The 17327-nt window shown below is 31.8% G+C and carries 23 protein-coding genes and 3 tRNA genes; 12 read left to right on the top strand and 14 right to left on the bottom strand.

Features of this window, described 5'->3' with window-relative positions; genetic code table 11:
* Window positions 1-12: 12 nt before the first annotated feature.
* The 3 genes from rnc to AC3VJB_RS13505 are packed head-to-tail and all read right to left on the bottom strand — an operon-like array spanning window position 13 to window position 2250.
* On the bottom strand, window positions 13-750 hold the full coding sequence (gene rnc, locus AC3VJB_RS13515; protein WP_047788247.1) for a ribonuclease III: 738 nt from the start codon (window positions 748-750) through the stop codon (window positions 13-15).
* Between the two features lie 6 nt (window positions 751-756).
* Window positions 757-2007: a beta-ketoacyl-ACP synthase II gene (gene fabF / locus AC3VJB_RS13510; protein ID WP_159509347.1), complete on the bottom strand. Its 1251-nt coding sequence runs from the start codon at window positions 2005-2007 to the stop codon at window positions 757-759.
* 6 nt (window positions 2008-2013) lie between these two features.
* A complete protein-coding gene (locus tag AC3VJB_RS13505; protein ID WP_028891431.1) occupies window positions 2014-2250 on the bottom strand; it encodes an acyl carrier protein in 237 nt (78 codons plus the stop codon).
* 180 nt (window positions 2251-2430) lie between these two features.
* On the opposite strand from AC3VJB_RS13505, the gene purN reads away from it, so the two are divergent.
* Window positions 2431-3000 carry a phosphoribosylglycinamide formyltransferase gene (gene purN, locus AC3VJB_RS13500; protein ID WP_497667240.1) on the top strand — a complete coding sequence of 190 codons (570 nt, stop codon included), beginning with the start codon at window positions 2431-2433 and terminating at the stop codon, window positions 2998-3000.
* Window positions 2993-3631 carry a ribonuclease H1 domain-containing protein gene (locus tag AC3VJB_RS13495; protein WP_047788244.1) on the top strand — a complete coding sequence of 213 codons (639 nt, stop codon included), beginning with the start codon at window positions 2993-2995 and terminating at the stop codon, window positions 3629-3631. The genes purN and AC3VJB_RS13495 overlap by 8 nt, the downstream gene beginning before the upstream one ends.
* A 56-nt stretch (window positions 3632-3687) precedes the next feature.
* Here the strand turns inward: AC3VJB_RS13495 and AC3VJB_RS13490 are convergent, their stop codons facing one another.
* Window positions 3688-4035, bottom strand: a complete 348-nt coding sequence (locus AC3VJB_RS13490; protein WP_047788243.1) for a toxin-antitoxin system YwqK family antitoxin — start codon at window positions 4033-4035, stop codon at window positions 3688-3690.
* Between the two features lie 161 nt (window positions 4036-4196).
* Here AC3VJB_RS13490 and AC3VJB_RS13485 point away from each other — a divergent pair, with 161 nt between their 5' ends.
* The 3 genes from AC3VJB_RS13485 (at window position 4197) to AC3VJB_RS13475 (ending at window position 5693) form a co-directional block, all read left to right on the top strand.
* Entirely contained in the window at window positions 4197-4397 is a 201-nt protein-coding gene (locus AC3VJB_RS13485; RefSeq protein ID WP_047788376.1) for a dodecin family protein, read from the top strand.
* A 78-nt stretch (window positions 4398-4475) separates the two neighbouring features.
* Complete coding sequence (locus AC3VJB_RS13480; protein ID WP_047788242.1) at window positions 4476-4829, top strand: DUF1304 domain-containing protein; 354 nt, start codon at window positions 4476-4478, stop codon at window positions 4827-4829.
* Between the two features lie 57 nt (window positions 4830-4886).
* Window positions 4887-5693, top strand: coding sequence for a mechanosensitive ion channel family protein (locus AC3VJB_RS13475; RefSeq protein ID WP_047788241.1), 807 nt, complete (start codon window positions 4887-4889; stop codon window positions 5691-5693).
* Here AC3VJB_RS13475 and tsaB read toward each other — a convergent pair.
* The 10 genes from tsaB to cyoE form a co-directional block, all read right to left on the bottom strand.
* Complete coding sequence (gene tsaB / locus AC3VJB_RS13470) at window positions 5690-6364, bottom strand: tRNA (adenosine(37)-N6)-threonylcarbamoyltransferase complex dimerization subunit type 1 TsaB (RefSeq protein WP_073182483.1); 675 nt, start codon at window positions 6362-6364, stop codon at window positions 5690-5692. The two genes, AC3VJB_RS13475 and tsaB, sit on opposite strands and share 4 nt — an antisense overlap.
* Window positions 6365-6462: 98 nt before the next feature.
* Complete coding sequence (locus tag AC3VJB_RS13465) at window positions 6463-7791, bottom strand: TolC family protein (protein WP_253679150.1); 1329 nt, start codon at window positions 7789-7791, stop codon at window positions 6463-6465.
* 197 nt (window positions 7792-7988) lie between these two features.
* Window positions 7989-8201 (bottom strand): CAMCR motif-containing small membrane protein, encoded by a 213-nt coding sequence (locus AC3VJB_RS13460; protein WP_047788238.1) that lies wholly within the window; start codon window positions 8199-8201, stop codon window positions 7989-7991.
* A complete protein-coding gene (locus AC3VJB_RS13455; RefSeq protein ID WP_047788237.1) occupies window positions 8194-8718 on the bottom strand; it encodes a DUF420 domain-containing protein in 525 nt (174 codons plus the stop codon). Before AC3VJB_RS13455 ends, AC3VJB_RS13460 begins: the two co-directional genes overlap by 8 nt.
* A 1-nt stretch (window position 8719) precedes the next feature.
* Window positions 8720-9367: an SCO family protein gene (locus AC3VJB_RS13450; protein WP_047788236.1), complete on the bottom strand. Its 648-nt coding sequence runs from the start codon at window positions 9365-9367 to the stop codon at window positions 8720-8722.
* 11 nt (window positions 9368-9378) lie between these two features.
* Window positions 9379-10026, bottom strand: coding sequence for a hypothetical protein (locus tag AC3VJB_RS13445; RefSeq protein ID WP_437823608.1), 648 nt, complete (start codon window positions 10024-10026; stop codon window positions 9379-9381).
* 60 nt (window positions 10027-10086) lie between these two features.
* Window positions 10087-10425 (bottom strand): cytochrome C oxidase subunit IV family protein, encoded by a 339-nt coding sequence (locus tag AC3VJB_RS13440; protein ID WP_047788234.1) that lies wholly within the window; start codon window positions 10423-10425, stop codon window positions 10087-10089.
* 20 nt (window positions 10426-10445) lie between these two features.
* Window positions 10446-11429, bottom strand: a complete 984-nt coding sequence (locus tag AC3VJB_RS13435; RefSeq protein WP_047788233.1) for a cytochrome c oxidase subunit 3 — start codon at window positions 11427-11429, stop codon at window positions 10446-10448.
* A 56-nt stretch (window positions 11430-11485) separates the two neighbouring features.
* Window positions 11486-12070 carry a cytochrome c oxidase subunit 3 gene (locus tag AC3VJB_RS13430; RefSeq protein WP_047788232.1) on the bottom strand — a complete coding sequence of 195 codons (585 nt, stop codon included), beginning with the start codon at window positions 12068-12070 and terminating at the stop codon, window positions 11486-11488.
* Entirely contained in the window at window positions 12070-12996 is a 927-nt protein-coding gene (cyoE, locus tag AC3VJB_RS13425) for a heme o synthase (protein ID WP_255724759.1), read from the bottom strand. The genes AC3VJB_RS13430 and cyoE overlap by 1 nt, the downstream gene beginning before the upstream one ends.
* A 147-nt stretch (window positions 12997-13143) precedes the next feature.
* Here cyoE and AC3VJB_RS13420 point away from each other — a divergent pair.
* The 7 genes from AC3VJB_RS13420 to arsS all read left to right on the top strand — a co-directional run bounded on the left by AC3VJB_RS13420 (window position 13144) and on the right by arsS (window position 17189).
* Window positions 13144-13215, top strand: a tRNA-Gly gene (locus AC3VJB_RS13420).
* A gap of 23 nt (window positions 13216-13238) precedes the next feature.
* Window positions 13239-13327: transfer RNA gene (locus AC3VJB_RS13415), tRNA-Leu, on the top strand.
* Between the two features lie 61 nt (window positions 13328-13388).
* Window positions 13389-13474, top strand: a tRNA-Leu gene (locus tag AC3VJB_RS13410).
* Window positions 13475-13554: 80 nt separating this feature from the next.
* A complete protein-coding gene (locus AC3VJB_RS13405; RefSeq protein WP_239178431.1) occupies window positions 13555-14745 on the top strand; it encodes an SGBP N-terminal domain-containing protein in 1191 nt (396 codons plus the stop codon).
* 109 nt (window positions 14746-14854) lie between these two features.
* Entirely contained in the window at window positions 14855-15562 is a 708-nt protein-coding gene (locus AC3VJB_RS13400; protein ID WP_159610792.1) for a DUF547 domain-containing protein, read from the top strand.
* 73 nt (window positions 15563-15635) lie between these two features.
* The gene (locus AC3VJB_RS13395; protein ID WP_239178429.1) at window positions 15636-15971 is read left to right on the top strand and encodes an arsenosugar biosynthesis-associated peroxidase-like protein; all 336 of its coding nucleotides are present in this window, start codon (window positions 15636-15638) and stop codon (window positions 15969-15971) included.
* Window positions 15972-16133: 162 nt separating this feature from the next.
* On the top strand, window positions 16134-17189 hold the full coding sequence (arsS, locus tag AC3VJB_RS13390) for an arsenosugar biosynthesis radical SAM (seleno)protein ArsS (RefSeq protein ID WP_239178800.1): 1056 nt from the start codon (window positions 16134-16136) through the stop codon (window positions 17187-17189).
* Window positions 17190-17327: the final 138 nt, after the last annotated feature.

Raw genomic sequence — 17327 nt, 5'->3', positions numbered from 1 at the left:
ATTGTTTATACGTTAAGATTTTAGCATTTGTTTTTGCATTGCAAAATAAACCCTTTTAGCAGCAATTTCTTCTGCTTTTTTCTTAGAGGTAGCTCTTCCCTTAGCTACAATACTACCATCAATACTTACGCGTACACTAAAATGTTTTTTGCTCTGGTTACCTGAGTCTTCGTATGATTCAAACTTATACTTTTTCTTCTGCTTTTGACACCATTCTATAACAAAACCTTTATAACTAGATATTTTACCTTCTAATCTTTCAATATCTACATAAGGCATTATTACTTGCTCGTAAATAAACTGGTGGCAATAATTGTATCCTCTATCTAAGTAAATTGCACCTACCAGAGCTTCAAAAATATTTCCGTGAATATTATTGCTAACGTGCTCTTTAGAAATATTACTCTTTATAAATCTGATCAACTCTAGATCTTTACCTAAGCTATTTAAATGCTCTCTACTTACTATTTTAGATCGCATTTGTGTTAAATACCCTTCATCTCCTTCAGGTACTTTTTTAAATAAATAGGAAGCAATTACAGTTCCTAAAATAGCGTCACCTAAAAACTCTAACCGTTCGTAGTTTATTGGATGCCCTTTACTATCTACTAATTTTAAAGATCTGTGCGTAAATGCTTTTTTATAATACGATAACTTAATTGGTTTAAAATTAAGCAGCTCTTTTAATTCGTAGTAGAAGTTTTCATCCTCTTTGTTTTGGGGTTTAACAATTCTACGAAGAAAATTCATAAAAGATTAATCTAGTTTTCTAAAGGCTATACAAGCATTATGCCCACCGAAACCAAATGTGTTGCTCATAGCAACTTTAATATCTCTTTTTTGAGCATTATTCAACGTTAGGTTTAATTCTGGATTGATGTTTTCATCAACATTAACATGATTAATTGTTGGAGGAACAACACCATGTTCCATTGCTAATAATGATGCTATTGCTTCAATAGCACCTGCAGCCCCCAACAAGTGTCCAGTCATAGACTTTGTTGAGTTAATATTAATGTTCTTTGCATGATCTCCAAAAACTTCAGATATTGCTTTTAATTCAGCAACATCTCCTAAAGGTGTTGAAGTCCCATGTGTATTAATATGATCTACATCTTCAGGTTTTATACCTGCGTTTTCTAAGCAGTTTTTCATTACTGCAATTACACCTATTCCATCTGGGTGAGGTGCTGTCATATGGTAAGCATCTGACGATAACCCTCCACCAATAACTTCAGCGTAAATCTTTGCTCCTCTAGCCTTAGCATGTTCATACTCTTCTAAAACTATAGCTCCTGCACCTTCTCCTAAAACGAATCCATCACGTTCAGCATCAAATGGTCTTGAAGCTGTTTCTGGACTTTCATTTCTAGTAGATAGGGCGTGCATAGCGTTAAAACCACCCATACCTGCAATTGTAACAGCAGCTTCACTTCCCCCTGTTACAACTACATCACAATGACCTAGTCGAATATAGTTCAAAGCATCAATCATAGCATTTGCAGACGATGCACAAGCAGATACCGTAGTATAGTTAGGCCCCATAAATCCATTTTTAATAGAAATATTCCCAGGGGCAATATCTGCAATCATTTTTGGAATAAAAAAAGGATTGAAACGAGGAGATCCATCTCCTTCAGCATAGTTTAACACCTCATTTTGAAACGTTTCCAATCCTCCAATACCAGCTCCCCAAATAACACCAACTCTTAATTTGTTAACATCATCTAGATTTAGCTTAGCATCAGCAATTGCTTCATCTGAAGCAACCATCGCATATTGCGTAAACTTATCCATTTTACGCGCCTCTTTTCTGTTTATAAAATCGGTCGCGTTGAAATCTTTAAGCTCACATGCGAAACGAGTTTTGAACTTGGCAGCATCAAAATACGTTATAGGTGCTGCTCCGCTAACTCCGTTAACCAAGCTATTCCAATACTCTTCTTTATTGTTTCCTATTGGCGTTAATGCGCCAAGTCCAGTTACTACAACTCGTTTTAATTGCATATAATCTTATTTTTTTGCGTCTTCAATATAGCTAATCGCTTGACCTACAGTACCAATGTTTTCTGCCTGATCATCTGGAATTTGAATATCAAATTCTTTTTCGAATTCCATGATTAACTCAACCGTATCTAAAGAATCTGCTCCTAAATCGTTTGTGAAGCTTGCTTCGTTAGTTACTTCGTTATCGTCTACTCCTAATTTGTCTACGATAATTGCTTTTACTCTTGATGCAATGTCTGACATAATTTGTTTGTTTTAAAATTTAAAATCGAGGCAAAAATACAAATCTTAGTTATTAATTCTAATTTTTGCTCAAAAATGTGATGTCTAAAATAAAAAAAATACCTGAATATTTTGCTACATACACCACCATTGTTAATAATTATTCTTTTTTTTGTAGTAACAAAACAACTAAATTTTAACATGAAACGCATCGTTATTTTTGCTTCTGGTTCGGGTTCCAATGCCGAAAACATCATAAAACACTTCAATTCAACTAAAACTGCAATTGTTACTCATGTGCTTTCTAACAACCAACGTGCCAAAGTTTTTGACCGTTGCGAACGACTAAACATTGATGCATCTTTATTTGATAGAGAAAGCTTTAGTAAAGATGACACTGTTTTAAACTTTTTACTCGCTGAAGCTGATATTATTGTATTAGCTGGTTTTTTATGGCGTATTCCTTCTAAAATTGTGGAAGCTTTCCCTAATAAAATAATCAATATACACCCAGCATTGTTACCAAAATATGGAGGAAAAGGAATGTACGGAATGAACGTACATAATGCTGTAAAAGAAAATAATGAAACTGAAACAGGTATTACTATACATTACGTGAATGAAAATTATGACGAAGGTGCTATTATCTTCCAAGCTAAAACAGCTATTTCATTTGATGATACTCCAGAGACTATAGCAAAGAAAGTTCATGAATTAGAATATAAACATTTCCCAAAGGTTATAGAAGAGGTTATTTTACACAATGAGTAAGAAGAAAAAATATTATGTAGTTTGGAAGGGAAAAAAAACAGGTGTTTTTTCATCTTGGGATACTTGTAAAAAGCAAATTGATGGTTTTACTGGTGCACAATACAAAGCTTTTGCTGATAAAAACGAAGCTGAATTAGCCTTAAAAAAAAGCTATAATGACTATAAAGGAAAAGATACTAAAAAAATAAGCCTTTCCGCAAAAGAAAAAGCCAAATACGGCTCTCCCATCTTAGAAAGCATTTCTGTTGACGCTGCTTGTGCCGGAAACCCTGGCTTAATGGAATACAGAGGGGTATTAACTCATAACAAGAAAGAAATATTTAAAATGGGACCATTTAATAACGGCACTAATAATATTGGTGAGTTCTTAGCTCTTGTACATGGAATTGCTTTGTTAAAAAGTAAAAATATGGATTCTCTCCCTATTTATTCTGACTCTAAAATCGCTATGAGTTGGGTTAAAAAGAAGCAATGCAGAACCAATATTACATTTGATAGTTCTAATAAAGAAATTTTAGATTTAATTAGACGTGCTGAAAAATGGTTGGAAGAGAATTCTTATAAAAACCCGTTATTAAAGTGGGAAACTAAGGCTTGGGGTGAAATCCCTGCTGATTTTGGTAGAAAATAAAAAAACCGAGTATCTAAAATACTCGGTCTAATTTTCTTATTCTGCAAAATATTAACTTATTTCACTGCCATTTTGGTCTCTTCCTTCCAAGTTTGTACGCTTGCTATGGCATTGTCTTTAAAATCAATTTCTTTTAACCCATCTTCTTTCCACATAAACCATTTACCTACTTTTTTTCCTGCTTCATAATGGCCGATAGTTACTTTATTTCCTTTTTTATCAAAAGAAGTCCAAGTACCTGTTAACTTTTTATCTTTGAAAAAACCTTGCTCTTTAATAGTGCCATCTTTATAAAAATAAGTAGCTTTTACTAAGTCTCCTTCAACTTCATATTTTGGTTCCACGTCTTGAGCTTGCATAAATGAAACCGACAACATACAAACTGCTATTATTAATTTTTTCATAATGTAAATCTTTTAAAGTTAATACCTCTTAACACAAATATACAAAAAATTTACATATTAAAAACATTTACATAACATTAAATTAACATTAGATGTTTCATCTACATAAAAACATTATTAAAAGCTTATATTTACATGTATTAATCTTTAAAAAAATTATTATGGCAGTAATGAAAGTTATTGAAATTTTAGCAAACTCTGAAAAAAGCTGGGAAGATGCTACTAGAAAAGCAATTAAACAAGCTTCTAAATCGGTAAAAGGAATTAAATCTGCTTTTGTACAATCACAAAGTGTGGTTGTTAATGATGATGAAGTAACTGAGTTTAGAGTAAACCTAAAAGTAACTTTTGAAGTAAATTAACATCTATATAAACTAGTCACTTACCATATGCGGTTTTAGTAGTTGCTCGAGCAGCATATTTCATCTTTATTAATTATCATGAACATTATACAATATTCTCTTTTAACTCTAGTAGCTATTATTCATTTATATATTCTTGTACTAGAGATGCTTTTATGGACCAAACCTAAAGGAATAAAAACCTTTGGTTTAAAATCAAAAGATTTTGCTGAGGAAACAAAAGTATTAGCCGCTAATCAAGGGTTATACAACGGTTTTCTTGCAGCTGGTTTAACTTGGTCTATTTTATCACAAAAAATTGATGTGGGAATATTTTTCTTGATTTGTGTTTTTATTGCTGGTCTTTATGGTTCTTTTTCTACAAAAAAACCTCGTATTTTTGTCATTCAGTCTATTCCTGCTTTATTAGGTTTAATCAGTTTAATACTATAAAAATCTAACCGCTACTTATTAAAAATCATTTATTAACAACTAAAATTTACCATAAAAATGGAAAAGTATTTTGAAAAATTTCAAGATTTAATAATGACATACGCTCCGAAAGCGATTATGGCTATTATTATTTACATTGTAGGTTCTTACATTATTGGACTACTACTTAAAGCTACAAGAAAAATAATGATTAAAAGAGAAGTAGACATTACGCTACAAAAGTTCTTAGTTAATTTACTACATTGGACTTTAAAAATCCTTTTAATAATCACAGTAATAGCAAAATTGGGTGTTGAAACCACATCTTTTGCTGCTATTTTAGCCTCAGCTGGTTTGGCTGTTGGTCTTGCTTTACAAGGTTCTTTAGGTAATTTTGCTGGCGGTGTTTTAATTATGCTTTTTAAACCTTTTAAGATTGGAGATTTAATAGAGGCTCAAGGTGAAATTGGTGTTGTAAAAGAAATAGAAATATTTACTACCAAGCTTACGGGCTTATCTAACAAAGAAATAATTATACCTAATGGTTCTTTATCTAATGGAAACATTGTTAATTACTCTGCCGAAGGTACACGTAGAGTAGATTTAACCTTTGGTGTTTCTTACGATGCTGATATTAAACAAACCAAAGAAATACTAATGAATGTTATTACCTCGCACCCAAAAGTATTAAAAGACCCTGCTCCTACAGTAAATGTATCTGAATTGGCAGATAGTTCTGTAAATTTTGCTGTGAGACCTTGGTCTAAAACAGAAGATTATTGGGCTGTATACTTTGATATAACTGAAAACACAAAAATAGCCTTAGATAATGCTGGAATTGAAATTCCTTACCCTCACTCAGTAGAAATCCACAAAGAGGGTTAACGTTTTTTTTCAGGCGTAACTACAAAATCTTTTAAATAAAAAGGTTCAAAATAAGCGACATCTTCGATGTCGTTTTTTTTGTACTTATCTAAACTTAACTGAACCATTTCTTTTGCAGAAGGAAACTCTCCATCAATAAAAACTGCATTTTCGTTCACAATTATTCCTTTACACTTTTCTGCTCCATCACCTATAAAGTATACCTTCCCTTTAGATAAATATTCTTCAAAAGAACTTTCATTTATGATTTCTGCTTTTATATCTCTTACCTGTTCGTATTTAGAATTATATACAGCTGCATATACTTCCATACGACGTGCGTCTAACATCGGGACAACAACTCCTTCCTTTACAGAAACTTTATGAGCTAATGATTGTAATGTTTCAATAGATATTAAAGGCTTGTCAAAAGCAAAACATAATCCTTTTGCTGCTGACACTCCAATACGTAGTCCTGTATAAGAACCAGGACCTTTACTTACTGCAACAGCATCAATATCATTAAAAGAAAGCTTTGCTTTTTTCATTACTTGTTGAATAAATGGATGCAGCTTTTCAGCATGTGAATAATTTCCATCATTTAACTCTTGTAAAGCTAAAAGCTCTCCTTTTATTGCTACGCTAACCGAACAGTTTTTTGTTGCTGTTTCTATGTGTAAGATTGTTGCCAAATCTGAAAATTTATTTTTGGCAAAGATACATTATAAAGAAAAACCTCATTAGTAAAATTCTAACAAGGCTTTTTCAACAATAAATAAATTTTTCTTAGTTAGTCAACAATTGACTCCCCGTAATAAAATTTCAATACTTTCGTTTTAAATACATAATCATATTTAGCCCTAATCATTGCTCCTTCTGCATTTACTAATCGATTACGTACTTGATCAAAATCAAATTGAGTCATTGACCCATAGTCATAACTAACTTGTGCATTTTTAAAGGCTTCTTTTTGAGCCTCTAATGATACTTGTGCTGCTTCATATGTTTTAGCAGCTGCTTTAGCATCTAAAAAAGCTCTTTCAATTTCTTGTTGCAACTGTAATTTTTGACTTTCCAATCTAAATTCACTAATTGAATTATTTACAATAGATCGTTCAACATTAGCATCATTTCTAAACCCATTAAAAATTGGAATATTAACGCTAAATCCTAGGCTAAAACCTAAATTACCATCTAACTGATCTAAAAGCCTACCTGCTGGAGCTGAAGGATCTAAAAAATACCTATAATTTGTGTTGGCTCCTAAAGAAGCATTGATAGTAGGATAATATCCTGATTTAGCAATTTCAACACCTAATTTAGTGCTTTCAACATCTAATTTAGCTCTTTCTATATCTGGCCAAACAGTTAATGCTTTTTCATATACCACATTTGCGTTATCATATAATAATGCTGCTGAAGGAGACCCTACTTCAATATCTGCTACATTAAAATTTTTGGAAGGAATTTGTAATAATTGACTTAATCTTAGTAAAGCTATACTCAAAGTATTTTCTTGTAGTACTACGTTTTGAACATCATTTGCAGCCGTAGATTCGACGTTTAATAAATCTCCTTTGGGTATTACTCCTCCTTCAAACTGAGCTCTTGCTCTTTCAATTTGCTTTTTACTGATTTCTGCTTGCACCTTAGCTACTGATAAATTTTCTTTAGCAAATAATACATTTAAATACTCATTAACTACATTAAGTGAAATATCATTTTCTACTTTGGCTAAATCTAGTTTACTCCCTTCTACTCCTAATACTGCTTGCTTTTTTTGATTTAAGTTTTTAAAACCATTAAAAACCGTATAACTAGCATTTACACCTAACGCCCCTCCAAATAGGGTTGTATTTTCTGTTCTGTTTTGAGATACAGGGTCAAATGAAGACCCAGTAGAAAGGTTTCCTGATGTTGAAGCATTTATACTTGGTAAAAAATTAGCTTTATTACTTTTAACATCTGCTTCAGCAATCTCAATATTTAAGCGGTTTTGCTTAACTGTTATATTATTTTTTAATGCGTAATCTACACACTCTTTAAGTGTCCATTGTTTTTGTGAAAAAACAGCTACAGAAGTAAAAATAGCTGCAAATAATGCAATTTTAGTTTTCAAAAGATCAATATTTTTTATTTAAACTCAGTTAGTTGATATTTCTAAAAGTAGAAATATATCGCTTTTCTATTAATTACAAAAGCTAGCAAACAATTTTATAACTTAATATGTAAATATGGTAAGTTATTTTATTTATTGCTACTATGTGACGATTAAAACAAAAAAATGTTACAAAAAATTCTTGATTTTTAGGAAAACTAATTTTTTGCTTTCTTTTTGTGACGATAAATAAAGTAAAATAAAAGTCCGACTAATATATATGGAAACACCATTAAATAAGTTATTCCATTATTTACTCCTTCAGCAATAGTTTCATTTCCTCCTTCTATCACTGCCTTACACATTGCACATTGTGCTGAAGTATTGAAAGAAAAACCAAGTAATATTAAAAATATAATCTTTTTAAACATAATAAGGTGATATCATTAAATAAACAACTACTCCAGTAACCGCTACATATAACCATAAGGGAAATGTAATTTTTGCTATTTTTTTATGTTCAGGAAAATTACCCAAACGAGCCCTCATAAAAGTTATCAATACAAATGGAATAATGATTATTGACAGTAATATATGAGTAATTAAGATGAAAAAATACACATATTTAATTATTCCTTCTCCTCCAAATTTAGTAGAATCTGAAGTCATGTGATATGCTACATACATCACTAAGAATAGTGCTGAACAAACAATAGCTGTGGTATTTAGCTGTTCATGTAATTTTATTTTTCCGTTTTTGATTGCAACTACTGAAGCGACGAGCAACATAGCCGTAAAACCATTTATACTAGCATAAATAGGCGGTAAAAAAGACAATGGTTCTACATTAGGTATTTTAATTCCAAATAGAGCAGCTACTGCTATAGGGATTACGATAGAAACTATAGTAATAAATTTTTTATATTTTTTTTCTTCTGTTGCACTCATGTTACTCTTTCAGTAATAACTTAATATCTTCTTTTAACTCACTAATTTGGTTTCCGAAATTATGTTCATCTAAGGCTCTGTAATACATAATTGGATTTCCATGTTCATCATATCTTGAACGGATATATCCATCTTTATCTACTAATGCAAACAAACCAGAATGTTCAAATCCACCATGGCTAGCTTCTCCTTTCCCTGCATACAGCTTAAAACCTTCATTTGACAAATTATATACAATATCCTCTGGTTTTCCAGTAAGTAAATGCCAGTTTCTATGGTTTATACCATTATTCTTAGCATATTCTTTCAATTGGTGTGGTGTGTCAATTTCTGGAGTAATTGAAAATGATGCTATACCAAAATTAGGATTCCCCATAAATTCATTTTGAATTTCTACCATTTGTGCATTCATTAAAGGACAGATAGTAGGACAAGTGGCAAAAAAGAACTCAACTACATATACTTTTCCTTCGTAGTCCTTATTGGTGATTGTTTCACCGTCTTGATTGATAAATTCGAAGTCGGGTACTTTATTAAATTTATGCAGATTTGCTGTTTGAAAATGTGCTATAATCTTAGGAATTGCATAAATACCAAAAAGCAATACTATTAGTGAAATACCTATGTATGAATAATTTTGTTTTTTCATGTGAGTCTTCCTTAAATTTCTCTATCTGCGTTATTCTTTTTTAATGCCAAACGATATTCAGCCAATACTACCTTAACATCATCTTTCATTTTATTGTTTAATTCAGCTACAGACTTCATATTATAACCAAACAACTTACCTCCTGCACTATCTTCATCATCTGTTCTACCTCTTAAGCTCCCACTTTTATCAATTATAAAAGCTTTTGAAGAATGTAAGTTTTTATCTAATGACTGATTTGTTTTAAAGCTATCGTACAATACTTCAATTTCAGCAGCACTAGCAAAGATAAAGTTCCATTTTATCATATTGGTATAAACTCCTATTTCCTTCTGAAGTTTTTCTACTTCTTCTTTTGCTTCTTTAGAAGCAATAACAACTAGCTGAAAGTCTTTGAATCCATAAAATGGTTTATAGATTTTTTCATTAAGATTAAATAATTCTCCTTTTGCGTCTTGTACATTACTTCCTATAAAGGTAACTATTGATATTCTCTTATCAAACTGATCTTTATTGCTAATTGATGAGACATCAATTACATTTTCTGTTAGTACAGGTAACTTAGCAAAGTTATTAATTCCTAATGACAAAAATATATAAAACAATAGCGGCACAATAAACAGTGCAAATAACACTATGTTTCTTTTCGTTTTATTCATTTTTAATGTTCTTATATAAAAAAAGGTGGTTTACACCACCTTTTAACTGTTTTTATACGATTACCATTTTACTAATGGTGATAATGTTTCAAATAAGTAATCACCTTCAATTAAAACGAGTGTAACTAAATAGCAAATTAAGAAAACTCCCGTCCAAACTATAGAACGCCTAAGCCATGGCTTTTCTCCTTCTAAATGCATAAAAGCCCATGCTATATAATATGCTTTTACGATTGTTAATATTATAAATATCCAGTTTAACCAACTAGTACCCCAACCATGTAGGTGTAAAGATGCTGGTTTAATAATACCTAATACTACCTCTACTGTTGTAACTATTGTTAAGATTGCTAAAACAACCCAAATTCTTTTTGTATTTGATTCGTGTGCGTGACCCATTTTTACTATTGTTTTTTTAATTATACTAAGTAGAAGAAAGTAAATACAAATACCCAAACTAAATCTACAAAGTGCCAATATAAACCTACCTTCTCAACCATTTCGTAGTGTCCTCTACGTTCGTAGGTACCTAATACAACGTTAAAGAAAATAATGATATTTAAAATAATACCTGAAAATACGTGAAATCCGTGAAATCCTGTAATAAAGAAAAAGAAATCAGCAAAGATAGGATTTCCATACTCATTTTCTATTAAGTTAGCACCTTCAACAACTTTTGTAGCTGTAGCTAACTTTGCAATACTTTCTTCTCTTGACAAAACAATTTTTTGTTTCGTTTCAGGATTAATTTTTTCAATTCTTATTAATAAAGATGGATCTGCTTTAAAAGCTTCTTGTACCTGAGCTACTGAATACTGAGAAATAGTTGCTTCATTTTGAAACCATAAACCATTTTCTCTGGTGTGTTGTATTCTTTCATCTTTTCTATCGTTATGAACAAAATCTGCTAATGCAATTTGATGACCATCTTTTACAAACTGTAAAATATGATTATCTGCAGACTTTACAGCTCCATAAGAACCATTAATAAAGTTTTTCCATTCCCAAGCCTGTGACCCAACGAAAATAATACCAAAAACGATAGTAGCAAACATATACCAAGCTACTTTTTTCTTTTGCATTTTATGACCTGCATCTACAGCTAACACCATTGTTACCGACGATACAATTAAAATAAATGTCATTAATGCTACATAGTACATCGGTGCATGTACACCGTGTAATCCAGGAAAGTGTGTAAATACCTCATCAGCAATAGGCCAAGAATCAATAAATTTAAAACGTGTTAAACCATACGCTGCTAAAAAGCCCGAAAAAGTTAATGCATCTGATACGATGAAAAACCACATCATCATTTTACCATAACTAGCTCCAAATGGTTTTACACCACCTCCGCCCCAGGTCTCTTTGTTGTCAGAATTTACAGCAATATTTGCTCCCATAAATCTCTTATTGTTAATTTTTGTTAAATCAGTGCGCCAAAATTACGCATTTTTCATCATCTAATAAAATAGAAAAAGAAAAATAGATAAATCCATAGCACATCAACGAAATGCCAAAAGATTGCACCTAGTTCAAATCCAAGCATATCAGCTGAAGAATACTTCTTTTTAAAATGATTATAAATAACGACAAAAAGCACTATTACACCCGCTAATAGGTGTAAAACATGCATAAACGTAATTCCTATAATAAATGATGTAGACACTGTGCTTTCAGGACCTGTAAAGTAAAGCCCTACAGCTTTTAGCTCGTTAAACCCTACATATTGATACCATACAAAACCTAACCCTAAGACTAAAGTAATTAGTAATAAAGTAAACGAAGCTTGTATATTATCTTTTTTTAATAGTTTTTGAGAAAAAAACAGCGTAACACTACTCAACACTATTAATACAGTACTTATGTAAAAAGCTTGAGGTAAATCAAACGTCACCCAGTCTTCACGGTTCATACTAACAACATAAGCACTTGTTAACCCTGCAAAAAACATTACCATACTAATCATGGAAATCCACAACATAGGTTTTGCCGATTTACGTTTTGCTACTTTTAACTCTTCTTGTAACGTTTGTTCACTCATTAGTGTAAAAATTTATCTACCACATAAATAATGGGTACAATTGTAATGTAAAAAACACTCGCTAACATTAACTTACGAGCATCTGTATTTTTTTCTGTTTTGTATAACTGTATCGCGTAATACAACATCAACACTCCTAATAATAAAATAATTACTGCTGTTATAGGATATATATAAAAATCTCCCGTCACCTTTAATACAGGCGCAATCGACATTAAAATCATAATACATGTATAAAAGATAATCTGAACAACAGCTCCTTTGTCTTTCTTATCCATTGGAAGCATATGCAACCCTGCTTTATTGTACTCTTCAAACTGAAGCCACCCAATAGCCCAAAAGTGTGGAAATTGCCAAAAAAACTGAATCATAAATAAAAACCCTGCTTCTATACCAAATTTTCCTGTTGCAGCCACCCAACCTAACATAAAAGGAATAGCCCCAGGAATAGCCCCTACAAAAACAGCCAAAGGTGTTACAGCTTTTAACGGTGTGTAAGCACTTGTATATAAAAAGATAGAAATTGCGCCAAATAAGGCACATTTAGGATCGATTACGTATAATATAGCAATACCAGCAACAGTAAATAGTGTAGCAATAATTAAAGCTACAGTTGCTGACATTCTTCCAGAAGGTAAAGGACGGTTTTTAGTACGTTGCATTACGGCGTCAATATCCTTTTCTATTACTTGGTTAAAAGCATTTGACGCTCCAACCATTAAATATCCTCCTAAAGCTAATAAAATTATTGTAGTGTAATTAATCGATTCTGCCCCTAATAAATATCCAGTGATAGAAGTAAAAACCACACTAATAGACAACCCAACTTTCGTTAACTGTTTAAAGTCTTTAACTATTGATTTTATGGAAGTTTTAGTATGTACAGATGAAACAGAATCCACTTCTAATTTTAAAAATTTCTGCAAAGATATTCCATTCTTATTGAACAACCATAAAATTTTATTGGAATTAAAATTAAAAAAAAATGAAAACTGCTTTGTAATTAAAAAAATGGTGTTATATTTGCACCCGCATTCGCAGTAATGCACGTTCATTAAAATAAAAATGACTACGCGAAAGTAGCTCAGGGGTAGAGCATCACCTTGCCAAGGTGAGGGTCGCGGGTTCAAATCCCGTCTTTCGCTCAATCCTTTTTATAAAAGAGTATGCTGAAGTGGTGGAATTGGTAGACACGTTGGACTTAAAATCCAATGAGCCGTAATGCTCGTGCGGGTTCAAGTCCCGCCTTCAGTACCAAGAAACCTCACTTATATGAGTGAGGTTTCATTTTAAAAGTAGTCATTAACAAAGCACATACGCTGAAGTGGTGGAATTGGTAGACACGTTGGACTTAAAATCCAATGGGCCGTAATGCCCGTGCGGGTTCAAGTCCCGCCTTCAGTACAAAAGCCTTAACATTTATTTGTTAAGGCTTTTTTGTTTTATAAAATTTACACCTATCTTAGCTTTTAAAATTAAAAATTATGAAAAGGAATACAGCCCTATTTTTTCTTATAACAGTCCTAATAGTTACTTTGTCTTGTAACAAAGAATACATACTAATAAATAATTACATTTCAAGTAACGAAAATGAAATACTAAGCTTTTCTATCAAAAAAGGAAATTTTATTAAAAATTTTGAAATTTCAGAAGACTCTATTATAGGTCTAATTCCCGACTACGTAGAACTGGACGATGTTGAATTAGAAGTATTTATTTCTGAAAAATCCACCATAAACCCAGATCCAAAATCAATCACAAAAATAAACAAACCACTAACTTTTACTGTAACCGCAGAAAATGGCACTACTAAAACCTATACTATTGATATTAAAAGAGAATTAAGCGACCAAAACGATATCATTTCTTTTAAAATTAAAACAACAAATCAAACATTAGCAACAAGTATTGATAATATAGAAAATAAAATAACAAAAAAACTTCCTACTTTTTTAAACCTCTCTAACCTAACAACTGAAATAAACATATCAGAAAAAGCTTCAATTTCTCCTCTACCAAGCGATATAATAGATTACTCTTCCCCTGTTAACTTTACAGTTAAGGCAGAAAATGGCGTTGAAAAAACTTACACCGTAATTCTAGAACACGTTAGCAACTCTTTTTCAAACACCTGTAATCAATCAAATGCTAATAAATGGTTTGGCGGAGACAGCAGAACTAACGCTCCAGATATATCACCATACGATAGAAACCTAGGAACTGGTCAAAGTGTATTATTCCAAAACGACACAGAGTTATCCTCTTTTAGTGTTAAACTAGAAAGCAACTTTAAACATCATGAAACTGGAACTCCACATAATAAGACAATTAAACTAAACCTAGACATTAGAAACATAAGAGGTGAAATAGTTTCCACTGCCATAACAGAGTTAGACTCAACATTTCTTGGTGGATGGGTTGACTTTAATCTTTCTGATTTACAACTATTTTTTGAAGCAAATACTGAATATATATTCACATGGTACTTGATTGACGGAGCTAACTTAGGTGTAAATACAGGCTCTTCCGCATACATTAGTAGTGGAAACGGACTTTGTTTTGGACAAGGTTACTCTGGTCAGTCCAATATATCCTTAAATAATAATCTGAAAAACTGGAATACTTGGATAAAACATGAATGGTACTTCAATATAAAACTTCAGGGAAAACAATAATTTTAAAACCTTAACAAATAAATGTTAAGGTTTTTTTGTATCAAACTTTTAAAAACATCCTCTGTAATGTTCCCTCAAAACCTACGTCTAAACTTTAAAATCGAAAATCATGCGAAATATATTTTTACTGTTAAGTTTAGCTTTCTTCTTAAATTCTACTGCTCAAACCAACACTTTTGATGCGTTACTAAAAAAACATGTAAATACAAAAGGAAGTGTTAACTACAAAGGATTTAAACAAGACAAAGCTAAACTTCAAGCTTATTTAGATGAGTTAGCAAACATAAAACCTCAAAAATCTTGGTCAGCTTCAAAAGCTAAAGCCTTTTGGGCAAACGCATATAATGCGTACACCATTCAACTAATTTTGGACAATTATCCCCTTAAAAGCATTATGAATATTAAAAAGAAAGGTAAAGACGCATGGAGTATTCCTTTTGCTAAAGTTGGCGGTAAAACCTACACCTTAAATCAAATTGAACATGAAATTTTACGTAAAAAATATAGCGACCCAAAAATTCATGTCGCTGTAAACTGCGCATCAGGCTCTTGTCCTCAATTACCAAATTATGCCTTCACAGAAAAAAATTATGAATCAAAAACTACTCTTTTAATGAAAAAGTTTATCAATGATTCTTCAAGAAATAAAATCTCAGAAAATAACATCCAATTATCTAAAATATTCGAATGGTTTCAAGGAGATTTCACAAAAAAAGGAGACTTAATCAATTTTCTAAATCAATACTCAAATGTAAAAATTAATCAAAAAGCAAAGGTTAGTTATTTAAAATACGATTGGTCTTTAAATGGAAAATAATCTCATTACCCTTTTGTAAAACAGCAGTGAAAACAATTTGGTATTTTTACTTTTTTAATAGAAATGAAATAACATGTCAAAAACATACTACGATCCAGCCGACTTACGAAAGTTTAGCAAAGTAACAGAATGGAGTGAAGAATTAGGAAACAAGTTCTTTGATTATTACGGAAAAGTCTTTGAAGAAGGAGCTCTAACCGCACGTGAAAAAAGCTTAATCGCTTTAGCTGTTGCACATACTGAACAATGCCCTTATTGTATTGATGCATACACTAAAGACGGATTACAACGAGGTATTACTAAAGAGGAAATGATGGAAGCCATTCATGTAGGAGCTGCCATTAAAAGTGGAGCAACTTTAGTACACGGGGTTCAAATGATGAATAAAGTCAATAAATTAGAAATGTAAGCAGAAAACTAATTTTGAAAATCAAAATTATGTGAATCGCTTATCCCGAGCATTAGTTTCAATCAAAGTGTATTTTGATTGAAACTACATTAGGAACTAGTCGAAGGATATTAAACACTAAAAAAGATGAGAAGCTGACCTTATTTCAGCTTTATAAAAAGGATAATGAAAAAATCTTTAAAATCTAGAAACAACGATTTAGCTAACACGCAACGCCAGCTTGAAATCATCTCAAACGGAATTTTTGCTGATGGTGAATTACCTACGTTTGCCAAAAAACTCAAAGAGACCAATCAGTTTCCATTACGTCCTAAAAAATTAGAAATTCTTCAAATTAATTTAGGGTACATGTGTAATCAAGTTTGTGCACATTGCCATGTTGATGCTGGTCCTGACCGAAAAGAAATTATGACCACAGAAACCATGGAGCAATGTTTAGATGTGATTCGAAAAACTGGAGCACACACCCTGGATTTAACGGGTGGAGCTCCTGAAATGAATCCGAATTTTCGATGGTTTGTAGAAGAAGCTTCCAAAGCAGGAATTAAAGATTTTATTGTGCGCTCTAACTTAACTATTATTAGAGCGAATAAAAAGTATTACGATTTACCCGAGTTTTTTAAAAAGCACAATGTACATGTAGTTTCTTCTATGCCTCACTGGACTCGTGGAAAAACCGACAAACAACGCGGTGATGGTGTTTTCGACAAATCTATTGAAGCTTTAAAAATGCTAAATGCTGTGGGATATGGAATTGAAGGAACTGGCTTACAACTAGATTTAGTCTATAATCCATCAGGAGCTTTCTTACCAGGAGACCAAGCAGCTTTGGAAGCTGATTTTAAAAAAGCTTTGAAAGAAGATTTTGATATTATTTTCAATTCACTTTTTGCTATTACCAATTTACCTATCAGTCGATTTTTAGATTACTTAATTGCTTCCGAAAATTATGAAGATTATATGTATTCGTTAGTAGAAGCCTACAATCCTATGGCAGTAGAAAATGTAATGTGTACCAACACACTATCGGTAAGTTGGGACGGATATTTATATGATTGCGATTTCAATCAAATGCTAAATCTAAAAGTAGCAAGCAAATCACAGCACATTTCTAAATACAACGAAGCATTATTACAAAACAGAAATATCATTATCAATCAACACTGTTATGGTTGTACCGCTGGTGCAGGAAGTAGTTGTCAAGGAACCGTAGCATAGCTCAATGAATTAATAAAACAATGAAGTTATGTAAAAGTAAAATAATGTCACATCGAGTGGTTTTTCTGACATTTTGGAAGAAAAATTGTATCGAGATATAATCACTTTAATTCTCTATAGATTTTATCAAACACCGTG

Source organism: Tenacibaculum sp. TB-53 (assembly GCF_059716285.2).
This window is presented reverse-complemented; position numbering and strand designations above follow the sequence as displayed.